This window comes from Actinoplanes sp. NPDC023714 (assembly GCF_040639855.1).
Taxonomy (GTDB): Bacteria; Actinomycetota; Actinomycetes; order Mycobacteriales; family Micromonosporaceae; genus Actinoplanes.
Map to the genome: position 1 here is coordinate 280,982 of NZ_JBFAAR010000002.1, position 18,682 is coordinate 299,663.

Below are 18,682 nucleotides of genomic sequence, written 5' to 3' on the forward strand. Positions count from 1 at the left end.
CGTCCAAGATCGCGGCGCAGCGGTGGCAGCTGAATGAGCCCGCGCGGCGCCCAACTGCGGATCTTGGACGCCGGCCCACCGATTGCGGTGGTGGGGCGTCCAAGATCCGCAAATGGGTGGTGGGGCGTCCAAGATCTCTGGCGCACGTCCTACCCGGCCGCAGTCATACCGCTCACCTGTCCCGCAATCCCTCACCATGAGATTCATGGGCGACGACGTGGCGCGCGCCCTCGGCGACGCCGGATCACCGGGTTCACCCTCACGCCCGACATCCGCCGTCCCGCCATGTGGCGGGCAGATTCCGCCGCGTGGCGCTCGATCCTCCGGCGCCGGGAGATCATCCTGGTGACACCGATCACACCGCTGTGATCTCCCGGAAACGAGGAGGCCGCCCATGACCGTCGTGCCGTTCGACCCCGAGCTCGGCGCCGCCCTGAGCACCATCGGCGAGCAGCTGCCGCCGGCGCTCACCCCCGAGATGATCCCGATCATGCGGGAGGGTGTGGCGCTCGCCCCGGTCACCGACGACGACCTGCGGCGCGGCGGCCGGTTCACGGTCGAGGAGCGTACGGTTCCGGGGCTCGACGGCGACCCGGACATCACGCTCCTGATCTGCCGGCCGGTGGACGGCCGGGCGACGGGCTGCGTCTACCACACCCACGGCGGCGGGATGGTCCTCGGCGACCGCCGGACCGGCGTACCCGAAATGCTCGACTGGGCCGAACGGTTCAGCCTGGTCGTGGTGTCGGTGGAGTACCGCCTCGCCCCGGAGACGCCGCACCCCGGACCGGTGAACGACTGCTATGCCGGCCTGCTCTGGACCGCCGGGCACGCCGAGGAGCTGGGCTTCGACCCGGACCGGCTGATCGTCGCGGGTGGCAGCGCCGGGGGCGGGCTCGCGGCCGCGCTGGCGTTGATGGCGCGGGACCGGAAGGGGCCGGCCCTGCTCGGCCAGATGCTGATCTACCCGATGCTCGACGACCGCAACGACACCCCGTCCGCCGTGCAGATGGCCGGGCTCGGCGTCTGGGACCGGACCGCGAACAGCACCGGCTGGGGCGCGCTCCTCGGCGACGCGGCCGGTGGGCCGGACGTCTCGCCGTACGCCGCGCCGGCCCGCGCCGAGGACCTGTCGAACCTGCCGCCCGCCTTCATCGACGTGGGCAGCGCCGAGACCTTCCGGGACGAGGACGTCGCCTACGCCTCCCGCATCTGGCAGGCGGGCGGCCGCGCCGAGCTCCACGTCTGGCCGGGCGCGTTCCACGGTTTCGACTCGATGGTGCCGAGCGCCGCGCTCTCCCAGGACGCGCGCGAGGCGCGGGTGCGCTGGCTGAACCGCCTGTTCAACCAATAGCGTGGACACATGAAGGACCTGGCCGTCCGGCTCGCCGCCCTCGACGCGGACGCCAGCGCCGCGGTGCGGGTGATCGCCTATTTCGACGGTCTCGTCGAAGCGGGCGCCGGCTTGCAGAGCATCGTCCGGGGCGCGGCCGTCCTGGCGGGCTGCCCGGCCCGCCTCGACGACCCGGCGAGGCGAGTGCACATCCGTGTACTCCCCGACGGCGTGGCGTCGCCGTCGCTGTCGCCGCCCTCGACCCTGGCCGGGCCGTCGCTGTCGGCCTCAGGCCTGGCCGAGCCGTCGCCGGCGCTTTCCGGCGTGGCCGAGCCGTCGCCGGCGCTTTCCGGCGACGAGCGCTGGCCGTCGGTGCGGGCCGGGTCGGCGACGCTGAGCCTGGAGCGTCCCGGCCCGCCCGGCCCGGTCGACCAGATGGTGCTGGAACGTGCCGCCGGCGCCGCCCGGACCGTTCTCGATCGCACCCGGGGCCGCGCTTCCGCCACCGACGAGATCGCCCTGATCGAGCTCCTCATCGACGCCGACGCCCCACCCGACGCACGACAGCGAGCCGCGCGCCACCTCGCCCTCCCGGCTGACGCGCCGGCTCACGTCGTGGTCCTTCTCTCCGGCCGCGTACGGGTGACAGCCGCCGTGGCTGCCCCCCACCCACCGCACCAAGGCCCCACCCGCCCCGAAGCCGGCTCCTCCCGCTCCCAGTCCTCCCGCCTCCAGTCCTCCCGCCTCCAGTCCTCCCGCGCCGAGTCGTCCCGCGCCGAGCCGCCCGGGAATGATCGGGCCGGGATCGGGCCGGCCGTGCCCATCCTCGACCTGCCGGCCTCCTATCGCGCCGCCCGCACCGCCCTCCGGTTCACCGCGGCCGGAACCGACGACGACCCCGGCGACCCGGTGATCCGCTACGAGGACCTCGGCGCCCTCGCGGCCCTGGCCACGATCCCCGACCCCGGCGCGGTACCGGACGTCCGAGTCCTCGAGCACGCCGCCGCTACCGCTCCCTGGCTGCTGTCCACCCTGCACGCGGTCTCCACCACGATCAGCCTGCGCGCCGCGGCCGCCCGCCTCCGGTTGCACCACTCCACCCTCCAGGACCGGGTAGCCCACGCCGAACACCTGCTGGGCTGGAGCGTCCGCGAACCACACGGCCTGCTCCGGACACAGCTCGCACTCGCCCTCAGCCGCCTGCACCGCACGCCGCTCGACGGAGCCACGCATCCCGCCTGACCGTTACCGATCACTCAATCTCGTCGCACGAGGTCGTCCGCAGCCGGCTCGTCGCACGCACTCGGTTGTGGCCGGCCCACCGCACGGAGTGGGTCGTGGCTGGCTTCGCCGCAAGCGCTCGGTTGTGGCCGGCCCATCGCATGCGGTCGGTCGTGGCCGGCTTATCGCGCGCACTCGGCCGCAGGCGGATCATCGCAGGCAGTCGGTCGCGGCGGGGATCGTCGACTCGCGGATCACCAGGCGGCAGGGGTGGCGCTGCACGCCGCGGGAGGGATGGCCGGCGATCGCCGCGAAGAGGTGGCGTACCGCGGTGGCGCCCAGCCCTTCCAGGTCGAGGTCGACAGTGGTGAGCGGCGGGCGGCAGTCGGCGGCGAACTCGGTCCAGTTGTCGAAACCGACGAGCGCCACGTCGTCGGGTACCCGGCGGCCCAGTTCGTGCAGCGTCTGGGCGACGCCCGCGGCGATCTGGTCGTTGCCGCAGAACACCGCGTCCGTACCGGGGCGGGCGGCCAGCAGTTCGTGGGCGGCCTGCCGGCCCCAGCGCTGCGACCATTCGCCGAACCGGGGAGTGCCGCCGGCCGGCCGCAGACCGTAGTCGGCCAGGACCGCGACCATCCCAGCGGCGCGCGAGCGGGCGGCGCGGTAGGACGCCGGACCGGTGATGTGCGCGATCCGTCGGCGTCCGAGAGTGATCAGGTGTTCGGCGGCCAGGCGGGCGCCGCCCTCGTCGTCGGCGAGTACCGAGACGTCGTCCGGGTGGTCGGACTCGCCGTAGGCGTACACGACCGGCACCGGCAAATCGCGGGGAAGGGCCGGCCGCACGTCGTTGTCGTCGCCGAGCACGATGAAGCCTTCGACGTGCCGGGCCAGTGCCGCGAGATAGTGCCGCTGCCGCCGGGCGTCGCCACGGGCATCGCAGAGCAGCACCGAGATCCGCTCATCGGCGCCGAGGTAGAAGTCCGCAGCCGTTCCCAGGTCCGGGCCGGGAGCGGTGCCGGGGTGGGACCTAGGAACGGCGCCTAGGTGGGGGCCGGGAGCGGTGCCTGGGTTGGACCTAGGAACGGGGCCTGGGTGGGAGCTGGGAACGGGGTCTGGGTGGGAGCCGGGAATGGCGGCTGAGTCGATGGCTGTCTCGGCTCCCAGGAGGAGTGGCATGGCGAAGCGGGCGCCGCGTTCGTCGGTCAGGAGGCCGATGGACTTCACCCGGCCTTGTGGGAGGAAGGACAGCTCGCCCGCGGCGCGCAGTACCCGTTCGCGGGTGGCGGCCGCTACCTGATCTCGGGCGTTGAGGGCCTTGGATGCCGTGGCTACCGAAACGCCTGCGAGGCGTGCCACATCGGTGAGGGTGACCGCCTGCGAACGCCTGCGTCCCATAGCCGCTCCCAGCAGCTCGACCGTTTACGGGAATCTATTCGTAACATGATGAACACCTTGCCGAAAACCTTTTCGTAGGGCAGCCTCACCGGCAGGCGAAAGCACCACCGGGGCAAAGGTACGGAGCCCGCCTGACGATCTCGCACGCTCGGAAACGGGTGGCGAAATCCCGCCCAAGACATCGACAAATGTCGATCTAGGAGGTTTCGTGAGACTCAGGATCCTGATCGCCGCGCTGCTGGCGATCATCATGACCCCGACCGCCGCGGCGCAGGCGAGCCAGGCGGCCCCGGCCGCTGTGGCCGCCGCCGTCACGGCCGCCAACGCTGCCGAGGCCGACGCAAGCGCTGCCGAGGTCGATGCGAAGGGTGCCGCGGGCGCCGGAGCCGACGCCGCGGGTGTCAGGGCCGCCGCCCCGGCCACCTGGAGTCCGCCGTCGCATCTGGTGACTCCGCTCAATCAGGTCTGGCAGCACCAGGAGCAGACGTACGGCAACCTCTACGGATTCCGCAACTACGGCTGGGACCAGGTCATGGCCAACCGCGGCTACATCAACTACTGCGTCCGCTGGGACTCCTCGTCGACGGTGACGGCGGCCCAGCGGGACCAGATCCACGCGGCCCTGGCCCGGCAGCACAAGAAGTGGATGGACGAGCTCGTCGGGCACAACGCCTGGCCCTACGGCGACGTGCCGGTCCGGGTCGTCGGCTGGGCCGTGCGCAACCGCTCGCAGTTGCAGTGGAGCGACACCTCGGTGGCGATCTACGTGAACGACATCCGGGAGAACGCGCCGCAGTGCTCGGTGCCGTGCGGCCGCTTCTTCAACCAGAACGGCCAGTACCCGAACTGCCCCGGCGGCTACGCCCGGCACTACGACCAGTCGCTGTGGCTCACCGACGGCTTCGGCGGCGGGGCCGGCGGCGACTGGGGGCAGCGGGTCGGCAAGGAGTACTTCATGAACAACATCAATGCCGCGAACATGCACATCCTGCTGCACGAGATCGGTCACACCTGGGGTCTCGACGACTTCTACGACTGGACCCCGAGCGGGGTGGGCGGCTTCCTCATGAAGGCCGGCAGCGCCACCTCGATCACCGAGTTCGACGCCTGGATGTTCCGCGACTGGTGGCGCCACCTGAAGAGCCGTTACGGCTATTAGTGCTGCTCCGGGCGCCGGCCCAGGTCGGCGCCCGGTCCGAAAGGTGCGAATGATGCTCTCTCGTCGGACCCTTTTGAAGACCAGTGCCTCACTTCCCGCGGCGGGCCTGCCGATCGCGGCGCGTCCCGACAACGGCGTTTCCGCGTACGGATTCCCGTTGTCAGCGGTGCGCCTCGGTAGCGGCCCGTTCGCCGACAACGCCGGGCGCACCCAGTCCTACCTGCGCTTCCTCGACCCGGACCGGCTGCTGCACATGTTCCGGGTGACGGCCGGGCTGCCGTCGCCGGCGACGCCGTGCGGCGGCTGGGAGTCGCCGTCGACGGAGCTGCGCGGGCATTCGATCGGTCACGTGCTGACGGCGCTTTCCCAGGCGTACGCGAGCACGGGCGATCCCTCGTACAAATCAAAATCGGACCATCTCGTGGCGCAACTCGCTCTCTGCCAGCGCCCGAACGGGTTTCTCAGCGCCTATCCGGAGAGCTTCATCGACCGGGTCGAGACCGGTCAGCAGGTGTGGGCGCCCTACTACACCCTCCACAAGATCGTGGCGGGGCTGCTCGACGCCCACGTGCTGACCGGTAATGCCCAGGCGCTCACGGTGCTGGCCCGCAAGGCCGCCTGGGTGCGGGCCCGCAACGGCCGGCTCACCTACGCGCAGCGGCAGGCGATGCTGCGGGTCGAGTTCGGCGGGATCGGGGAGACGCTGTTCAACCTGTACCAGCTGACCGAGGACCCGGCGCACCTGACCACGGCGCAGTATTTCGATCACGCGCAGGTCCTCGATCCGCTGGCGAACGGCGTCGACGCCCTCGCCGGATTCCACGCGAACACGCAGATCCCGAAGGCGCTCGCCGCGATCCGCGGCTTCCACGCGACCGGCACGACGCGGTACCGGGACATCGCCCGGAACTTCTGGGACTTCGTCGTCGGGCGGCACACGTACGCCATCGGCGGCAACTCCAACGGCGAGTATTTCCAGCAGCCGAACCGGATCGCGAGCGAGCTCTCCGACACCACCTGCGAGTGCTGCAACACCTACAACATGCTCAAACTGACCCGGCAGCTGTTCTTCACCGAGCCGGCCCGCGCCGCCGAACTCATGGACTTCTACGAGAAGGGGCTCTACAACCACCTGCTCGGCGCGCAGAACCCGGCGTCGGCGCACGGCCACCACTGCTACTACGTGCCGCTGCGGGCCGGCGGGATCAAGACCTACAGCAACGACTACGACAACTTCACCTGCTGCCACGGCACCGGGATGGAGACGAACACCAAGTTCGGCGACAGCATCTTCTTCCACGACGGCGCGACCACGCTCTGGCTGAATCTGTTCATCGCGTCGACGCTGACGTGGCGGGGATTCACGATCCGGCAGGATACGACATTTCCGGAAATGTCGACTTCGCGCCTCACGATCACCGCCGGCTCGGGCGCGATCGATCTTCGCATCCGTATTCCATCATGGACCAGCGGCGCGCAGGTGCGGGTCAACGGCGTGCTCACCGGCTCGCCCGCAACGGGATCTTATTTCGCAATAAATCGGACTTGGGTCCCCGGCGACACGATCGACATCAGCCTGCCCATGGCCCTGACCGTCGAACCCACGCCCGACAGCCCGGCAACCGGAGCGGTCAGACACGGCCCGATCGTCCTCGCCGGCCAGTTCGGCACCACCAACCTGACCACGCTGCCGACGCTGAACCCGGCGACCCTCACCGCAGCGGCAGCCCCACTGGAGTACACGGCCGGATCCGTGCTGCTCAGACCCTTCTTCAAGACCCACGGCCAGCGCTACTCCGTCTACTGGAACGTCGTGAGCACCGCCCCGCGCGAGGCCCACTACCCGTTCGAGGAGACCTCCGGCAGCGCGGTCGTCGACGCCACCGGCAACGGCTGGAACGGGGTTCTGGCGGGCGCGGCCTCCCGGGTGGCCGGGCGGACCGGGCGCGGCGTCCAGCTGGGCGGTGGCAACGGGCACATCTCGCTGCCTTCCGGCATTCTGAGCGGCGCTTCCGCTTTCACCATCACCGCATGGGTACGGGTGGACGCGCCCGCCACCTGGGCGAGGGTCTTCGACTTCGGCACGGGGACCGGCGCGTACCTCTTCCTCACCCCGCGGAGCAGCGCCGGCGCCGCCCGATTCGCGATCACCACCGGCGGATCCGGCGCCGAGCAGCGGATCGACGCGCCGGCCGCGCTCGCCACCGGGGTGTGGACCCACGTGGCCGTCACCTGCGCCGGCAACCTCGGGGTGCTGTACGTGAACGGCGTCGAGGCGGGCCGCAACGGCGCGATGACGGCGCGGCCGGCCACCACCCAGAACTGGATCGGCCGGTCGCAGTACGCCGGAGATCCCTACCTGTCCGCGGCCGTGGACGGTTTCCGGATCTACAGCCGGGCGCTGTCCGCGGCCGAGGTGTCCCAGTTGAATTCCACCGGTTCATAGGGAGCACGATGTCAGTCGAGAAGTGGCTGGCCGCCGGAATCGGGGTGATCACGGCGATCGCCGTGTCAGCCGTGCCGGTCGCCGCCGCCAACCCCATCATCACCAGCATCTACACCGCCGACCCGGCGCCGCTCGTGGTCGGGAACACCATGTACGTCTACGCGGGACGCGACGAGGCGCCCGCCGGCAGCAGCAACTTCCAGATGCGCGAGTGGCACGTGCTCTCCTCCACCGACGCGAACACCTGGACCCATCACGGCGCGCGGGCGAACATCGGCACGTTCCCCTGGGCCGGCGCCGACGCCTGGGCCAGCGAGGTCGAGCCGCGCAACGGCCGCTATTACTGGTACACCTCGGTCAACGGCAACGGTCCCGGCTGGATGAACATCGGCGTGGCGGTCGGCGACTCGCCGCTCGGCCCGTTCACCGACGCCAAGGGCGGGCCGCTGATCAGCGACAGCACGCCGAACTCGTCGGCCCTCAACATCGACCCGACCGTGTTCGTGGACGACGACGGCCAGGCCTACATGTACTGGGGCGGGTACTGGGCGCCGCGCGCGGTCAAGCTCGCCGCCAACATGGTCGACACGGTCGGCCCGGTCGTGACGCCGCAGGGACTCACCGACTTCTGGGAGGCCCCGTGGATGTTCAAGCGCAACGGCCTCTACTACCTCATGTACGCCGCGAACGACACGAACGGCTGCGTCACCTCCTCGAGCTACGCCTGCCAGCGGTACGCCACGGCGACGAACCCGCTCGGGCCGTGGACGCAGCGCGGCATCGTGCTCGGCCAGGTGTCGTCGACGACGAACCACGCCGGCATCGTCGAGCTGAACGGTCAGTCGTACCTCGTCTACCACACGGCCGACGCGCCCGGAGGCGGCAACTTCCGCAGGTCGGTCGCGGTCGACAAGCTGTACTTCAACGCCGATGGGACGATCCAGCGGGTCATCCCGACGACCGGCGGCGGTTCCGGTGGCAGCGGCACCAACGTCGCGCCGAACGCGACGGCGTCGACCTCCCACGTCTCGTCGTGGGAGAGCCTCGCCGCGATCAACAACGGCGGCACGCCGGCGAACTCGCAGGACCGCTCGAACCTCGCGTACGGCAACTGGCCGCAGCAGGGGACACAGTGGATCGAGTACCGGTGGCCGGCAGCGCAGAGCCTCAACAGGTCGTCGGTGTACTGGTTCGACGACGACCAGGGCATCGACCTGCCGGCGTCCTGCCAGCTGCAGTACTGGAACGGCAGCGCCTACGTGAACATCGGGAGCTGCGGCGTCGCCGGCAACACCGAGAACGTCATGACGTTCAATGCCGTGTCCACCACCCGGCTGCGTCTGTCGATCACGTCCCGGACCGGCTACTCCACCGGTGTCCTCGAGTGGAAGGCGTTCCGGTCATGAGGCGTCATGTCGCGCTCGCCGCCGTCCTCGTGGCCGCGGGCCTCACCGTTCCGGCGTCGCCCGCCCTCGCGGCGCAGACGATCGGCTATCCCACCTTCACGAACGCCGGCTCGATCCCGGCGCCACCGGTCGGCTACTCGACCGGTGACACGATGAAGGCGATCTACGACGCCGAGTCGTCCGGCACCGACTTCTGGATGGACCGGCTGCTGGCCCGCACCGGCAACGACCCGGCCGGGACCTGGCTGATGACCCGCGGGCGGGCCGCGTTCATGTACACGCACAACCCCGCGGTGATCGGTTTCGGCGGCAACGCCGCCTACTGGGACAACATCAGCAGCCAGAACGCGTACGCCGTGACGGCCTCGACCGGCGCCTTCACCGAGCAGGTGGCGCAGCGCCGGCAGACGCCGAGCCACTGGAGGAGCGTGCACACGAGCGGCTCGATCCGGCTCGACGTCACGAAGTTCATCACGAACAACAACGTGCTGGTCACCAACATCGCGGTGGTCAACACGGGCGGCTCGGCGGCGACCCTCACGCTGAACGCCACCTCGCCGTACGCCACCACCGTGAGCGGCAGCGAGCTGACCGGCACCCGGGCCGTGAAGAACAACGTGACCACCCTCTACCCGCGGTTCTCCGGCGACGGGTTCACCGCCGCGAACGGCGCGCTCAGCCGATCGGTGTCGGTCGCGGCCGGGGCGACGGTCAGCGTGAAGGTGCAGCTCGGCATGGTCGCCACCGAGATTCCGCAGTCGCGGACCGAGTACGACGCCTACCGCACCCGGACGCCGGCCGACGCGTTCGCGACGCACGTGCGGGAGTACAACAGGTGGTGGGCCGAGAACGTGCCCTACATCGACGTGCCGGACGCCGCCATCAAGAAGAACATCTACTACCGCTGGTGGCTCATGCGGTTCAACCACCTCGACGCCGACATCCCGGGGCAGGACTTCCAGTTCCCGCAGTCGATCGAGGGTGTGACCGGCTACAACAACGCCATCGCGCTCACCCAGCCGATGCACATCGACGACCTGAAGTACCTGCGCAACGCGGAATACTCCTACGGGCCCTACTTCGCGGTCGGCCAGTATTCGGCGAACGGCCGGTTCATGGACAACCCGGGCGATCCGGAGAACTGGTCGAACTCGTACACGCAGTACATCGCCGAGGCGGCCTGGCGGGCCTACCAGATCCACGGTGGACAGCCGGCCATGCTCACCAACTTCGCCCGGTACGCCGAGGGCGACGCGAAGGGGCAGCTCGCCACGTACGACACCAACAACAACGGCGTGATCGAGTACGACTGGGGCGCGATGACCGGCAACGACGCCGACGCCGTCTCCTTCCACTGGCGCACCGGCAATCTGGATCGTGCCGAGACCGCGTACGTGTGGACCGCCGCCAACGCCGCGCGGGACGCCTACTCGCTGGCCGGCAACACCGCGAAGGCGGCCGAGATGCAGACGCTCGCCGACCGGATCCGCACCGGCGTGATCAATACACTGTGGAACCCGTCGCGGCAGCTCCTCGAGCACAAGCACGTGTCGACGAACACGCACGTGCCGTGGAAGGAGATCAACAACTACTACCCGTACGCGGTCGGGCTGATGCCGAACACGGCGCAGTACCGCGAGGCGCTCCGGCTGTTCGCCGAGCCGGCCCAGTACCCGATCTTCCCGTTCTACACGGCCAATCAGGTCGACAAGGCGGCGGCCGCGGCGGCCGGGAACCCGGGCAGCAACAACTTCTCGACGATCAACTCGACCGTGCAGTTCCGGCTCTACTCGTCGGCGCTGCGCAACTACCCGAACTCGTGGATGACGAACGAGGACTACAAGAAGCTGCTCTACTGGAACGCCTGGGCGCAGTACGTCGGCGGCAACACGAACTGGCCGGACGCCAACGAGTTCTGGGCCGACTGGAACGGCAGCGCCATCAACTACCGGTCGTGGATCCACCACAACATCCTCGGCAGCAGCAACTGGACGATCATCGAGGACGTCGCCGGGTTCCGGCCGCGCAACGACACCCAGATCGAGCTGTCCCCGATCGCCATCGGGTGGTCCCACTTCGCGGTCAACAACCTGCGGTTCCGCAACGCGAACCTGTCGATCGTCTGGGACGACCCGGCCGACGGCGTGACCCGGTACGCCGGGGTGCCGCAGGGCTACTCCATCTATCTGAACGGCACCCGGGTGGTGACGCTGAACCAGCTCGTGCCGTTCACCTACAACCCGGCGACCGGGGCGGTCACGACGACCGGGACCGTCGGCTTCAGCAGCGCCTTCGCCGGCCTGCAGGCGCCGCAGAACGTGGTGCAGAACAGCGCCCGGATGACCGACATCCTGGCCAAGGCCGGCGTCTCCTCGTCGGCGAACCTGGCGGCGGGCGCCACCGCGTCGGCGTCGTACACCACCTCGGGCACCACCGTGGCCGGGGCGATCGACGGGCTGCCGACCAACGCGCCGCTCTGGGGCTCGTACGGCAGCACCAACGCCACCGACTGGTACGAGGTGAACTTCGGGACGGCGCGGACCGTGGACGAGGCGGCGATCTACTTCCGCAACGACCGGGCCGGCAACCGGTACCGGCCGCCGTCCGCCTACACGGTCCAGTATTGGAACGGCTCGGCCTGGGTGGCGGCGGCCTCGCAGGTGAGGTCGCCGGCCGCGCCGCAGGCCAACTACAACAGGGTGACCTTCACCGCGGTCAGCACGACCCGCCTGCGGGTCGTCTTCGCCCAGCCCACCGGTACGGCGAAGACGGGGCTGACCGAACTGAAGCTCTACGGCAGCGGGGTGGTCGTCCCGCCCTCGGCGAACCGGGCGCTGTCGGCCACCCCGAGCGCCTCGTACACCTCGGCGTGGGAGAGCGTCGCCGCGATCAACGACGGCATCGACCCGCCGTCCTCGAACGACACGGTCAACCCGCGCTGGGGGACCTGGCCCAACACCGGTCAGCAGTGGGCCGAGCTGACCTGGTCCTCGGCGGTGCCGCTCACGTCGGCGCAGGTCTACTTCTTCGACGACGGCCAGGGCATCGATCTGCCGGCGTCGTGGAAACTCCAATACTGGACCGGCAGCGCCTACGCCGACGTGCCGTCACCCTCGGCCTATCCGGTGGCGGCGAACCAGTACAACGCCGTCACCTTCGGCGAGATCAGCACGACGCGCCTGCGGGTCGCGCTGACCAGCGGAACCGCCTCGGTCGGACTGCTGGAGGTGAAGGCCTTCAGCTGACGACGAGGGCGGCGATGCGGGCGGCGTCGCCCCAGGAGAGGGTCACCCCGGCGCCGCCGTGGCCGTAACAGGCGAAGACCGGACCGGGGTGGCCCGGCACCCGCTCCACCCGGACGGTGGAGCGGGCCGGGCGCAGGCCCGCCGCCCGGGAGAGGACGGGCTGGCCCTCGAGAGCGGGGACCAGGGCGCGGACCCGGCGGAGGATGGCCGCCTCGATCCGCGGGTCGGGGACCTCGTTCCAGTCGCCGACCTCGCCGGTGCCGCCGCAGACCACGTCGTCGCGGCGGGGGACCACGTAGGTGAGGCCGTCCGGGTTGTCCTCGTCGGTGAGCCAGTCGGTGAGGCCCGGATTGGCGAGCCGGACCACCTGGCCGCGGATCGGGTAGACCTCGTCGTCGCCGAGCAGCGCGGCCGAGCCGATCCCGGCCGCCACGACCACGGCGTCGGTGTCCGGGAGCACGTCGCCGAGGGACGTGACGCGGTGGGTCCGGATCGGCGTGCCCTGCGCCAGCACCGCGTCCCGCAGCCACGACAGATACACGCCCGTCTCGATCAGCGGGACCGTGCAGCGCACCCCCTCCGGCGTGATCTCGTGATCGGGGACGGCGCGGGTCCAGGACAGGTCGGCGTCCGGGCGGCGGACGTGCACCATCCCGGTCCGCATGTGGACGCCGGTGGCCGGGTCCGCGGCCAGCTCCCGGAAGCGCCGGTACGCCACGGCGGACGAGTCGACCACCGCGGCGGACCGCTGCACGTCGTGCGGGAACCAGATGGCCGCGGCCACGGCCGACACGCTCGCGGTGGCCGGCCGGTCCGCGAGCACCCGCACCCGATGGCCGGAACCGGCCAGCTCGTGGGCGACACTCAACCCGACCACGCCGGCTCCGATGACAGTCACGCTGCTCACGCGGCAAGACTAGCCAGCGGCGCGGCGCCGGCCCTCGTACGCCTCGGCCAGGATCAGGTAGCAGGCGGCCGTCCAGGTGTACGCCCGGTCGCGGAGCCCCCGGCCGGTGACCGCGTCGAAGTTCTCGGCGAAGCCGGAGCGTTCGCAGAGGGCGCGGAACCGCTCGCTGACCTCGTCGGCGAGGGCGGTCTCGCCGGCCCGCCGCAGGCCGTCCTCGACGAGGACCGTGGACGGCGCCCAGATCGGCCCCCGCCAGTACCCGTCGGCGGCGTAGTCCGGCGAGTCGACCGGCTCGGTGGCGAGACCGTTCCCGGTGAGATGCCGGCGCAGCCCGGCGACGAGGCGGTCGCGCACCTCCGCGGGCAGGGCCTCGCCGAGCGCGATCGGCATGAGCGCCAGCAGGCTCCCGCTCGGGAAGGTCGCGCCGTCGCCGGGCCGGCGGGCGACGAACCGCTCGCCGTCCCAGAGCCGGTCGAGCAGGTCCTTCTCCACCTCGGCGGCGACCTCGTCCCAGGAGTGGTCGAGCCCGAGCTCGGTCTCCAGGGCGGACAGCTCGCGCAGGTGCAGGGTGAGCAGCGCGGCCAGGTCGGCGGTCTGCAGCACCCGGCCCGGGTCGAAGGTGGTGGCGTTGTCCCAGCCGCTGTCGTTGCCGTGCTGGTAGTACGGCAGCGGGTCGCCCGGCGGCCGGCGGTGGTCCAGCCAGAACCGGGCCCACCGGCTCATCAGGTCGTACGCCTCGATCAGGCGGGCCGGGTCGAGCGGCTCCCCGAGCCGGCGGCGCAGCAGGCCGAACGCCCAGCCGTGGATCGGCGGCTTCACGAAGTTGTAGAGCACCTCGGAGTGGGTGATCGAGTCGGGGAGGGCGCCGGCCGGGTCCTGGTGGTCGAACGGCAGCAGGAACTGGTCGAGCGCGAGCCCCGGCTCGCCGGCGGCCAGCGCGATCGCGTTGAAGCAGTGGTCCCAGCTCCACACCTTGTCCATCCAGTGCTTCGACATGAGCACGGCGGGCCGGGTCACGAAGCCGCCGGCCGCGACGGTCGCCGACCAGAGGACGTACGCGGCGAGCCCGGCGGCCGGGGTGGCCGCGGTGCGCCACGGGGCGATCGCGTCGGCGAAGGCGTCGAAGGCGGCCTGCGCCGCGGTGACCACGTCGTTGAAGGCGTGCTCCGGGCGGCCGAACGGCGGGCGGGCGGTCTCGTACTCCTCGATCGCGATCTCCCAGGGGACGCCGGCCGGGAACTCGGCGAATCGGTCGCCGGCGCCGAGCATCTCGACGCCCTCGACGGCGAGGGGCGACCCGTGCAGCACGGTGAGGCGGTAGCGGCGGCCGGTCTCGTAGGAGGTGAAGACGAGGGCGCCGGAGGCCGGATCGCGGTAGAGGTAGGTGCCGCTGAACGGGGTGAGGGTGGTGGCCGCCGCGGCGATGCGCATGCCGAGGCCGCCGTCGCTGCGCAGCCGGATCGTGTCGGGGGTCTGGTAGACGAGCTCGATGGCCCCGGCCGGCGACCGCCAGGCCAGCTTCGCCGGGGTCGCGACGACGGTCAGGTCCGGGGCGGCGGAGGCGGCGAAGCGCAGGATCGGGTGCATGCCGGTCTGGTGGGAGACCAGGTGCAGGTCGTCGGCGTAGGTGTTCTCGGCGATCACCGGCGAGATGCCGAACCAGGAGCCGCGGTGGCTGAACGGGATGTCGCGGATGTCGAAAACGGTCACGATGCGGCTCCTGAACTTGAGGTCCGGCCGGCGCCCTCTGCGGAGAGGACGCCGGCCTTCAGTAGAACTCAGCGAGCGGGCCCGCTGAACGGAACGACCGAGATCCTGTCGATCAGCGGGGCGTACCGCGAGCGCAGCAGCACGTCCGGCCAGTCGTCGGAGGCGTACGACGTGCCGTCGAAGTTCGGCAGCTCGGCCGAGCTGAAGGTGAGCGTGTTGGCGCCCCGCTTCAGCTGAACAGGAACGGTCAGTTCCCAGAAGTTGTTGTCGTGGAAGCTGTGCGGTAAGAGCACCCGCTTCGCCGTGCCGCCGTTCACGCTGAGGTCGGCGTGCCGGGCGAGCGGGTCCGGGTTGTAGTGGGTGGCGACCGCCTGCTCCGGGTTGGCGTAGCGGATCCGGAGCGCGTAGGTGCCCGGTCTGTCCGCGCGGACCGTGGCCGTCATGGTGCTGGCGTTGCCGGGCGCGCCGCCCACCCCGGTGACCGCCGCACCGCCGCTCGCCAGGGACTTCGCGACGACCGACGCGGTGCCGGCGAGGGTGGCCGTCTCCGCCTCGACCGTGGTGACCGGCAGGTTCCCGCTGTTCGTGCGGACGTCCAGCCGGTCGATCGCCGTACCCTTGGTCAGGCCCTTGATCTTGATCTTGTTGACGCCGCCGGAGAGCGAGACCGCGACGGTGCGGCGGGATCCGGCGTCGATGCCGTTGACCTCGATGGCGGCGGCGCCGCGGAGCACCGCGAGATCGAGCACGGCGGACGCGTCGGCGGGGGAGTAGACCCAGAACGTCGCGGTGCCGCCCCGCCCGAGCTCGGCCGCGCCGACCTTGTCGTATACGGCGCGAGCCTGATCAAGGTCGGACAGCTCCGCCTCGTAGATCGAGGCTTTGGCGGACGGGTTCGCCAGCGCCAGCGTGATCCGGTCGACGATCGCGTCGCCCCTGGTGGCGCGGACGCCGTCGAGGCTGCGGGCCGCGAGCGAGATCGTGTGCCGGCCCTTCGTGAGCTTCACCGTGGTGCCGGTGTGGTCCCAGACCACCCACTTGTAGCCGAGCGGCAGGTGGATCTCCTGCTCGGCGGCGCCGTCGACGCGCAGGAACACGTTCGTCGGCCCCTGCTCCTTCACCAGGTCGTAGGTGTTCAGCGAGTTCGCGAAGACGCTGAGGTCGTAGGTCCCGTCGGCCGGCACGTCGACGGTGAAGTCGAGCACGCCGTCACTGCCGGTGCGCAGGCCACCGACGTTGTAGCCGCCCGAGGTGTAGAACTTCGAGACGTCGGACGGCGATCCCTCGGGCCCGTTCCTGCTGTACCCGCTGCCGGTATAGGTCGCGTCCTCGGCCTCGAAACTGCCCTGCCAGGTGGTGGGCGAGGCCGCGGTCCGGTCACTCTTCGCTGTCGGGGCCAGGATGATTTCGTACGCCGAAGCCTCCGTGAGCCGGTCGAAGGGGATGGCCACCTCGTTCCCGGCCACGGCGATCTCGCGCTCGCCGATCAGGCGCGGCTGCGCGGAGTCGCCGACCTGCCCGGTCCACGGGATCTCCCGGATCCAGGCGCGCACGGTCTTCCCGAAGGAGCGCGGGACGCCGGTGAAGCGGACGTACCCGGCGCCGCCCGACCCGCCGATGATCGCGCGGGCCTGCTTCTTGCCCCTGTCGAGCGTGGCGACGCCCTGCAGCGTGTAGTTCTGCCCGGGGAACGGCGGGGTGACCTTCACGGTGTCGCCGGTCATCCGGCCGTAGGCGTTGTAGAGCCACCACTGCCCGTTGCCCCGGTTCGCCTGCACCGCCGAGTCGGAGAGGTTGCCGTCGATGTTCCAGTACGCGATGTCGGCGTCGACCTTCGACTCCTCGATCGCCGAGATCCACTGGATCATCTGGCCGGGCACGCTCGTGTGGTAGTTGAAGGCGTACTCGTTGATGTTGATGGGCAACTGCCTCCCGGGCAGCACCTCCTTCTCCCACGCGCGGTACTTCGCGACGCTCTCGCGGACCGCCTCGGGGTGGCTCAGCTCGTGCCAGGTGATCACGTCGGGCACCGTTCCGGCGTCGCGGGCGTGCTCCAGGAATCCCTTGACCTGGTCGAACAGGATGCTGGTGTTCGGGCCGGCGATCCGCGCGTCCGGCATCCGGCCCTTGATCAGCGCGTGGACGTCGTCCCAGGCCCGGAAGTAGTCGTCCGGGTCACTGAGCCAGCTCACCCGGTTGTAGCTCCACTCGCCGGTGCCGAACATGTTGCCCTCGGGCTCGTTGAACGGCACGAAGACGATGTTGTCGCGGTACCGCGCCTCCAGGCGGAGCACCTGATCGACCTGCTTGGCGATCTTCTCCTTGAAGAGGCTCAGCTTCTCCTCGGGCGTGCTGCCCGGCCACTGGTACGGGAACCCGCGGTGGATGTCGGTCATGTAGATGTAGACGTCGCCGCCGGTGCTGTCGGCCAGCGGCTTGACCACCTCGAGGGCGTCGGCGCCGGGATGCTGCGGCCCGTCCTGCGCCTTCGTCGAGACGGTCCGCAGGTTCATCCCCTCGATCAGGTTGTCGGTGGGGACGCCGTCGCCGTACAGGCCGTAGAGCGTGCCGGCCGCGCCGCCGTGGAACGCGCCGGTCGTGGTGCCCAGGTCGATCGTGATCTCGCCTTCGCGGATCACCGTGACCGTCGCGGTGACCGCGGTGCCGGCCGCCGTGCCGCTCACCGTGAAGGTGCCGCGCTGGGCGTACCGGGCCGGGTCGATCGCCGCCCAGGTGATCGGGACGTCCCGGTCGTAGCCGTCGGTGAACGTGCCGCGGACGGACGCCGGCAGGCCGGGCGCCTTCCCGATGACGGTGCGCGCCGCGAAGGTGGTCCGGGCGATGCCGGTCACCGACGGCGGGGCCGCGCCGTACTCCTCGGCCACCTGGGAGGCGGTCAGCGCCGTGCCGTAGACCCGGAACGCGTCGATCGCGCCGTCGAAGAGCGGGTCCTGATAGAACGAGCGCCCGAGGTACCCGGCCGTCGTGGTGCTCGCGTCGAGCAGCTGCGCCGGGGTGATCGTGGACGGGGTGGAGGCGACGGCCGTTCCATCCAGATAAGTAGTGATATATCCGTTTCCGAGGGTGACTGTCAGCGTCTTCCAGGCGTTCGCGGGCAGCGCCGCCGAGCCGATGACCTGTGCTTCCGCGCCACCGCCGTTCGTGGTCACCGCCGTGCGCAGCCGGCCGTCGCCGTTGGAGGGCGTGCTGAACAGATAGCGGCTCGTGTCCTTGCCGAGCGCATAGATCCACTGCCAGGGCGCCGTGGTGCCGTCCCACTTGACGCGGGTCGCGACGGTCAGCGCGGTCCGGCCGTCGAGCACGGCCTTCGGGATGGTGACGTACGCGCCGTTCGAGGTGGGCGCGCCACCCGGCAGCTGGAGGGCGTGGCCGCCGTCCGCGCCGGCGACGAGCGCCGCGGTGGCGCCGTTCACGAGCGTGCCGTCGAGGCCGTTGCCCGAGCTGTCGGTGACCGTCCCGGTGCTGACGTCATCGGCGTCGAACTCGTAGGCCACGACGGGCGCGGGGAGATCGGCTGCGGCCGCGGGGAGGCCGGCCGCGGGGAGGCCGGCCGCGGGGAGGCCGGCCGCGGGGAGGCCGGTCACGGGAAGGCCAGCCGCGGGGAGGCCGGTCGCGGGAAGGCCAGCCGCGGGGAGGCCGGTCGCGGGGAGGCCGGCCGCGGCCGCGGGGGAGGGCGCGATGAGGGCGGGAATGGTGGCGACGAGCAGGCCGGCGAGGGCGGCGGGCAGGGGTTTCCAGGGAGTCATGGACGCCTCTCCAACGCATGTGAGCGTTAACAAAAGATGGCGGGATCCAGGCGCGACGAAGGTCTGCCTGGAGGACGTGCGCGAGAAGGTCCG

The 18,682-nt window shown here is 70.8% G+C and carries 10 protein-coding genes and 1 pseudogene; 6 read left to right on the plus strand and 5 right to left on the minus strand.

Features of this window, described 5'->3' with window-relative positions:
* The first annotated feature begins 394 nt into the window (after nucleotides 1-394).
* Both AB0G10_RS09115 and AB0G10_RS09120 read left to right on the plus strand, forming a co-directional pair.
* The gene (locus AB0G10_RS09115) at nucleotides 395-1,354 is read left to right on the plus strand and encodes an alpha/beta hydrolase (RefSeq protein WP_360918246.1); all 960 of its coding nucleotides are present in this window, start codon (nucleotides 395-397) and stop codon (nucleotides 1,352-1,354) included.
* A 9-nt stretch (nucleotides 1,355-1,363) separates the two neighbouring features.
* The gene (locus tag AB0G10_RS09120; RefSeq protein ID WP_360918247.1) at nucleotides 1,364-2,575 is read left to right on the plus strand and encodes a helix-turn-helix domain-containing protein; all 1,212 of its coding nucleotides are present in this window, start codon (nucleotides 1,364-1,366) and stop codon (nucleotides 2,573-2,575) included.
* 189 nt (nucleotides 2,576-2,764) lie between these two features.
* Here the strand turns inward: AB0G10_RS09120 and AB0G10_RS09125 are convergent, their stop codons facing one another.
* Nucleotides 2,765-3,502: a substrate-binding domain-containing protein gene (locus AB0G10_RS09125; protein WP_360920659.1), complete on the minus strand. Its 738-nt coding sequence runs from the start codon at nucleotides 3,500-3,502 to the stop codon at nucleotides 2,765-2,767.
* Nucleotides 3,503-3,796: 294 nt separating this feature from the next.
* Nucleotides 3,797-3,949: pseudogene (locus AB0G10_RS09130) on the minus strand (LacI family DNA-binding transcriptional regulator); the annotation flags it as partial.
* 208 nt (nucleotides 3,950-4,157) lie between these two features.
* Here AB0G10_RS09130 and AB0G10_RS09135 point away from each other — a divergent pair.
* The 4 genes from AB0G10_RS09135 to AB0G10_RS09150 are packed head-to-tail and all read left to right on the plus strand — an operon-like array spanning nucleotide 4,158 to nucleotide 12,205.
* The gene (locus tag AB0G10_RS09135) at nucleotides 4,158-5,108 is read left to right on the plus strand and encodes a hypothetical protein (protein WP_360918248.1); all 951 of its coding nucleotides are present in this window, start codon (nucleotides 4,158-4,160) and stop codon (nucleotides 5,106-5,108) included.
* 52 nt (nucleotides 5,109-5,160) lie between these two features.
* Nucleotides 5,161-7,554, plus strand: a complete 2,394-nt coding sequence (locus tag AB0G10_RS09140; RefSeq protein WP_360918249.1) for a beta-L-arabinofuranosidase domain-containing protein — start codon at nucleotides 5,161-5,163, stop codon at nucleotides 7,552-7,554.
* Nucleotides 7,555-7,562: 8 nt separating this feature from the next.
* Nucleotides 7,563-8,960 carry a glycoside hydrolase family 43 protein gene (locus AB0G10_RS09145; RefSeq protein WP_360918250.1) on the plus strand — a complete coding sequence of 466 codons (1,398 nt, stop codon included), beginning with the start codon at nucleotides 7,563-7,565 and terminating at the stop codon, nucleotides 8,958-8,960.
* Nucleotides 8,957-12,205, plus strand: coding sequence for a discoidin domain-containing protein (locus AB0G10_RS09150; RefSeq protein ID WP_360918251.1), 3,249 nt, complete (start codon nucleotides 8,957-8,959; stop codon nucleotides 12,203-12,205). The genes AB0G10_RS09145 and AB0G10_RS09150 overlap by 4 nt, the downstream gene beginning before the upstream one ends.
* On the opposite strand, the gene AB0G10_RS09155 is transcribed toward AB0G10_RS09150, so the two are convergent.
* From AB0G10_RS09155 to AB0G10_RS09165, 3 genes are all read right to left on the minus strand, one after another.
* Complete coding sequence (locus AB0G10_RS09155; protein ID WP_360918252.1) at nucleotides 12,198-13,112, minus strand: FAD-dependent oxidoreductase; 915 nt, start codon at nucleotides 13,110-13,112, stop codon at nucleotides 12,198-12,200. The genes AB0G10_RS09150 and AB0G10_RS09155 overlap by 8 nt on opposite strands.
* Before the next feature lie 9 nt (nucleotides 13,113-13,121).
* Nucleotides 13,122-14,822, minus strand: a complete 1,701-nt coding sequence (locus tag AB0G10_RS09160; RefSeq protein WP_360918253.1) for a glycogen debranching protein — start codon at nucleotides 14,820-14,822, stop codon at nucleotides 13,122-13,124.
* Nucleotides 14,823-14,890: 68 nt separating this feature from the next.
* Nucleotides 14,891-18,589 (minus strand): LamG-like jellyroll fold domain-containing protein, encoded by a 3,699-nt coding sequence (locus AB0G10_RS09165; RefSeq protein WP_360918254.1) that lies wholly within the window; start codon nucleotides 18,587-18,589, stop codon nucleotides 14,891-14,893.
* Between the last annotated feature and the right edge of the window lie 93 nt (nucleotides 18,590-18,682).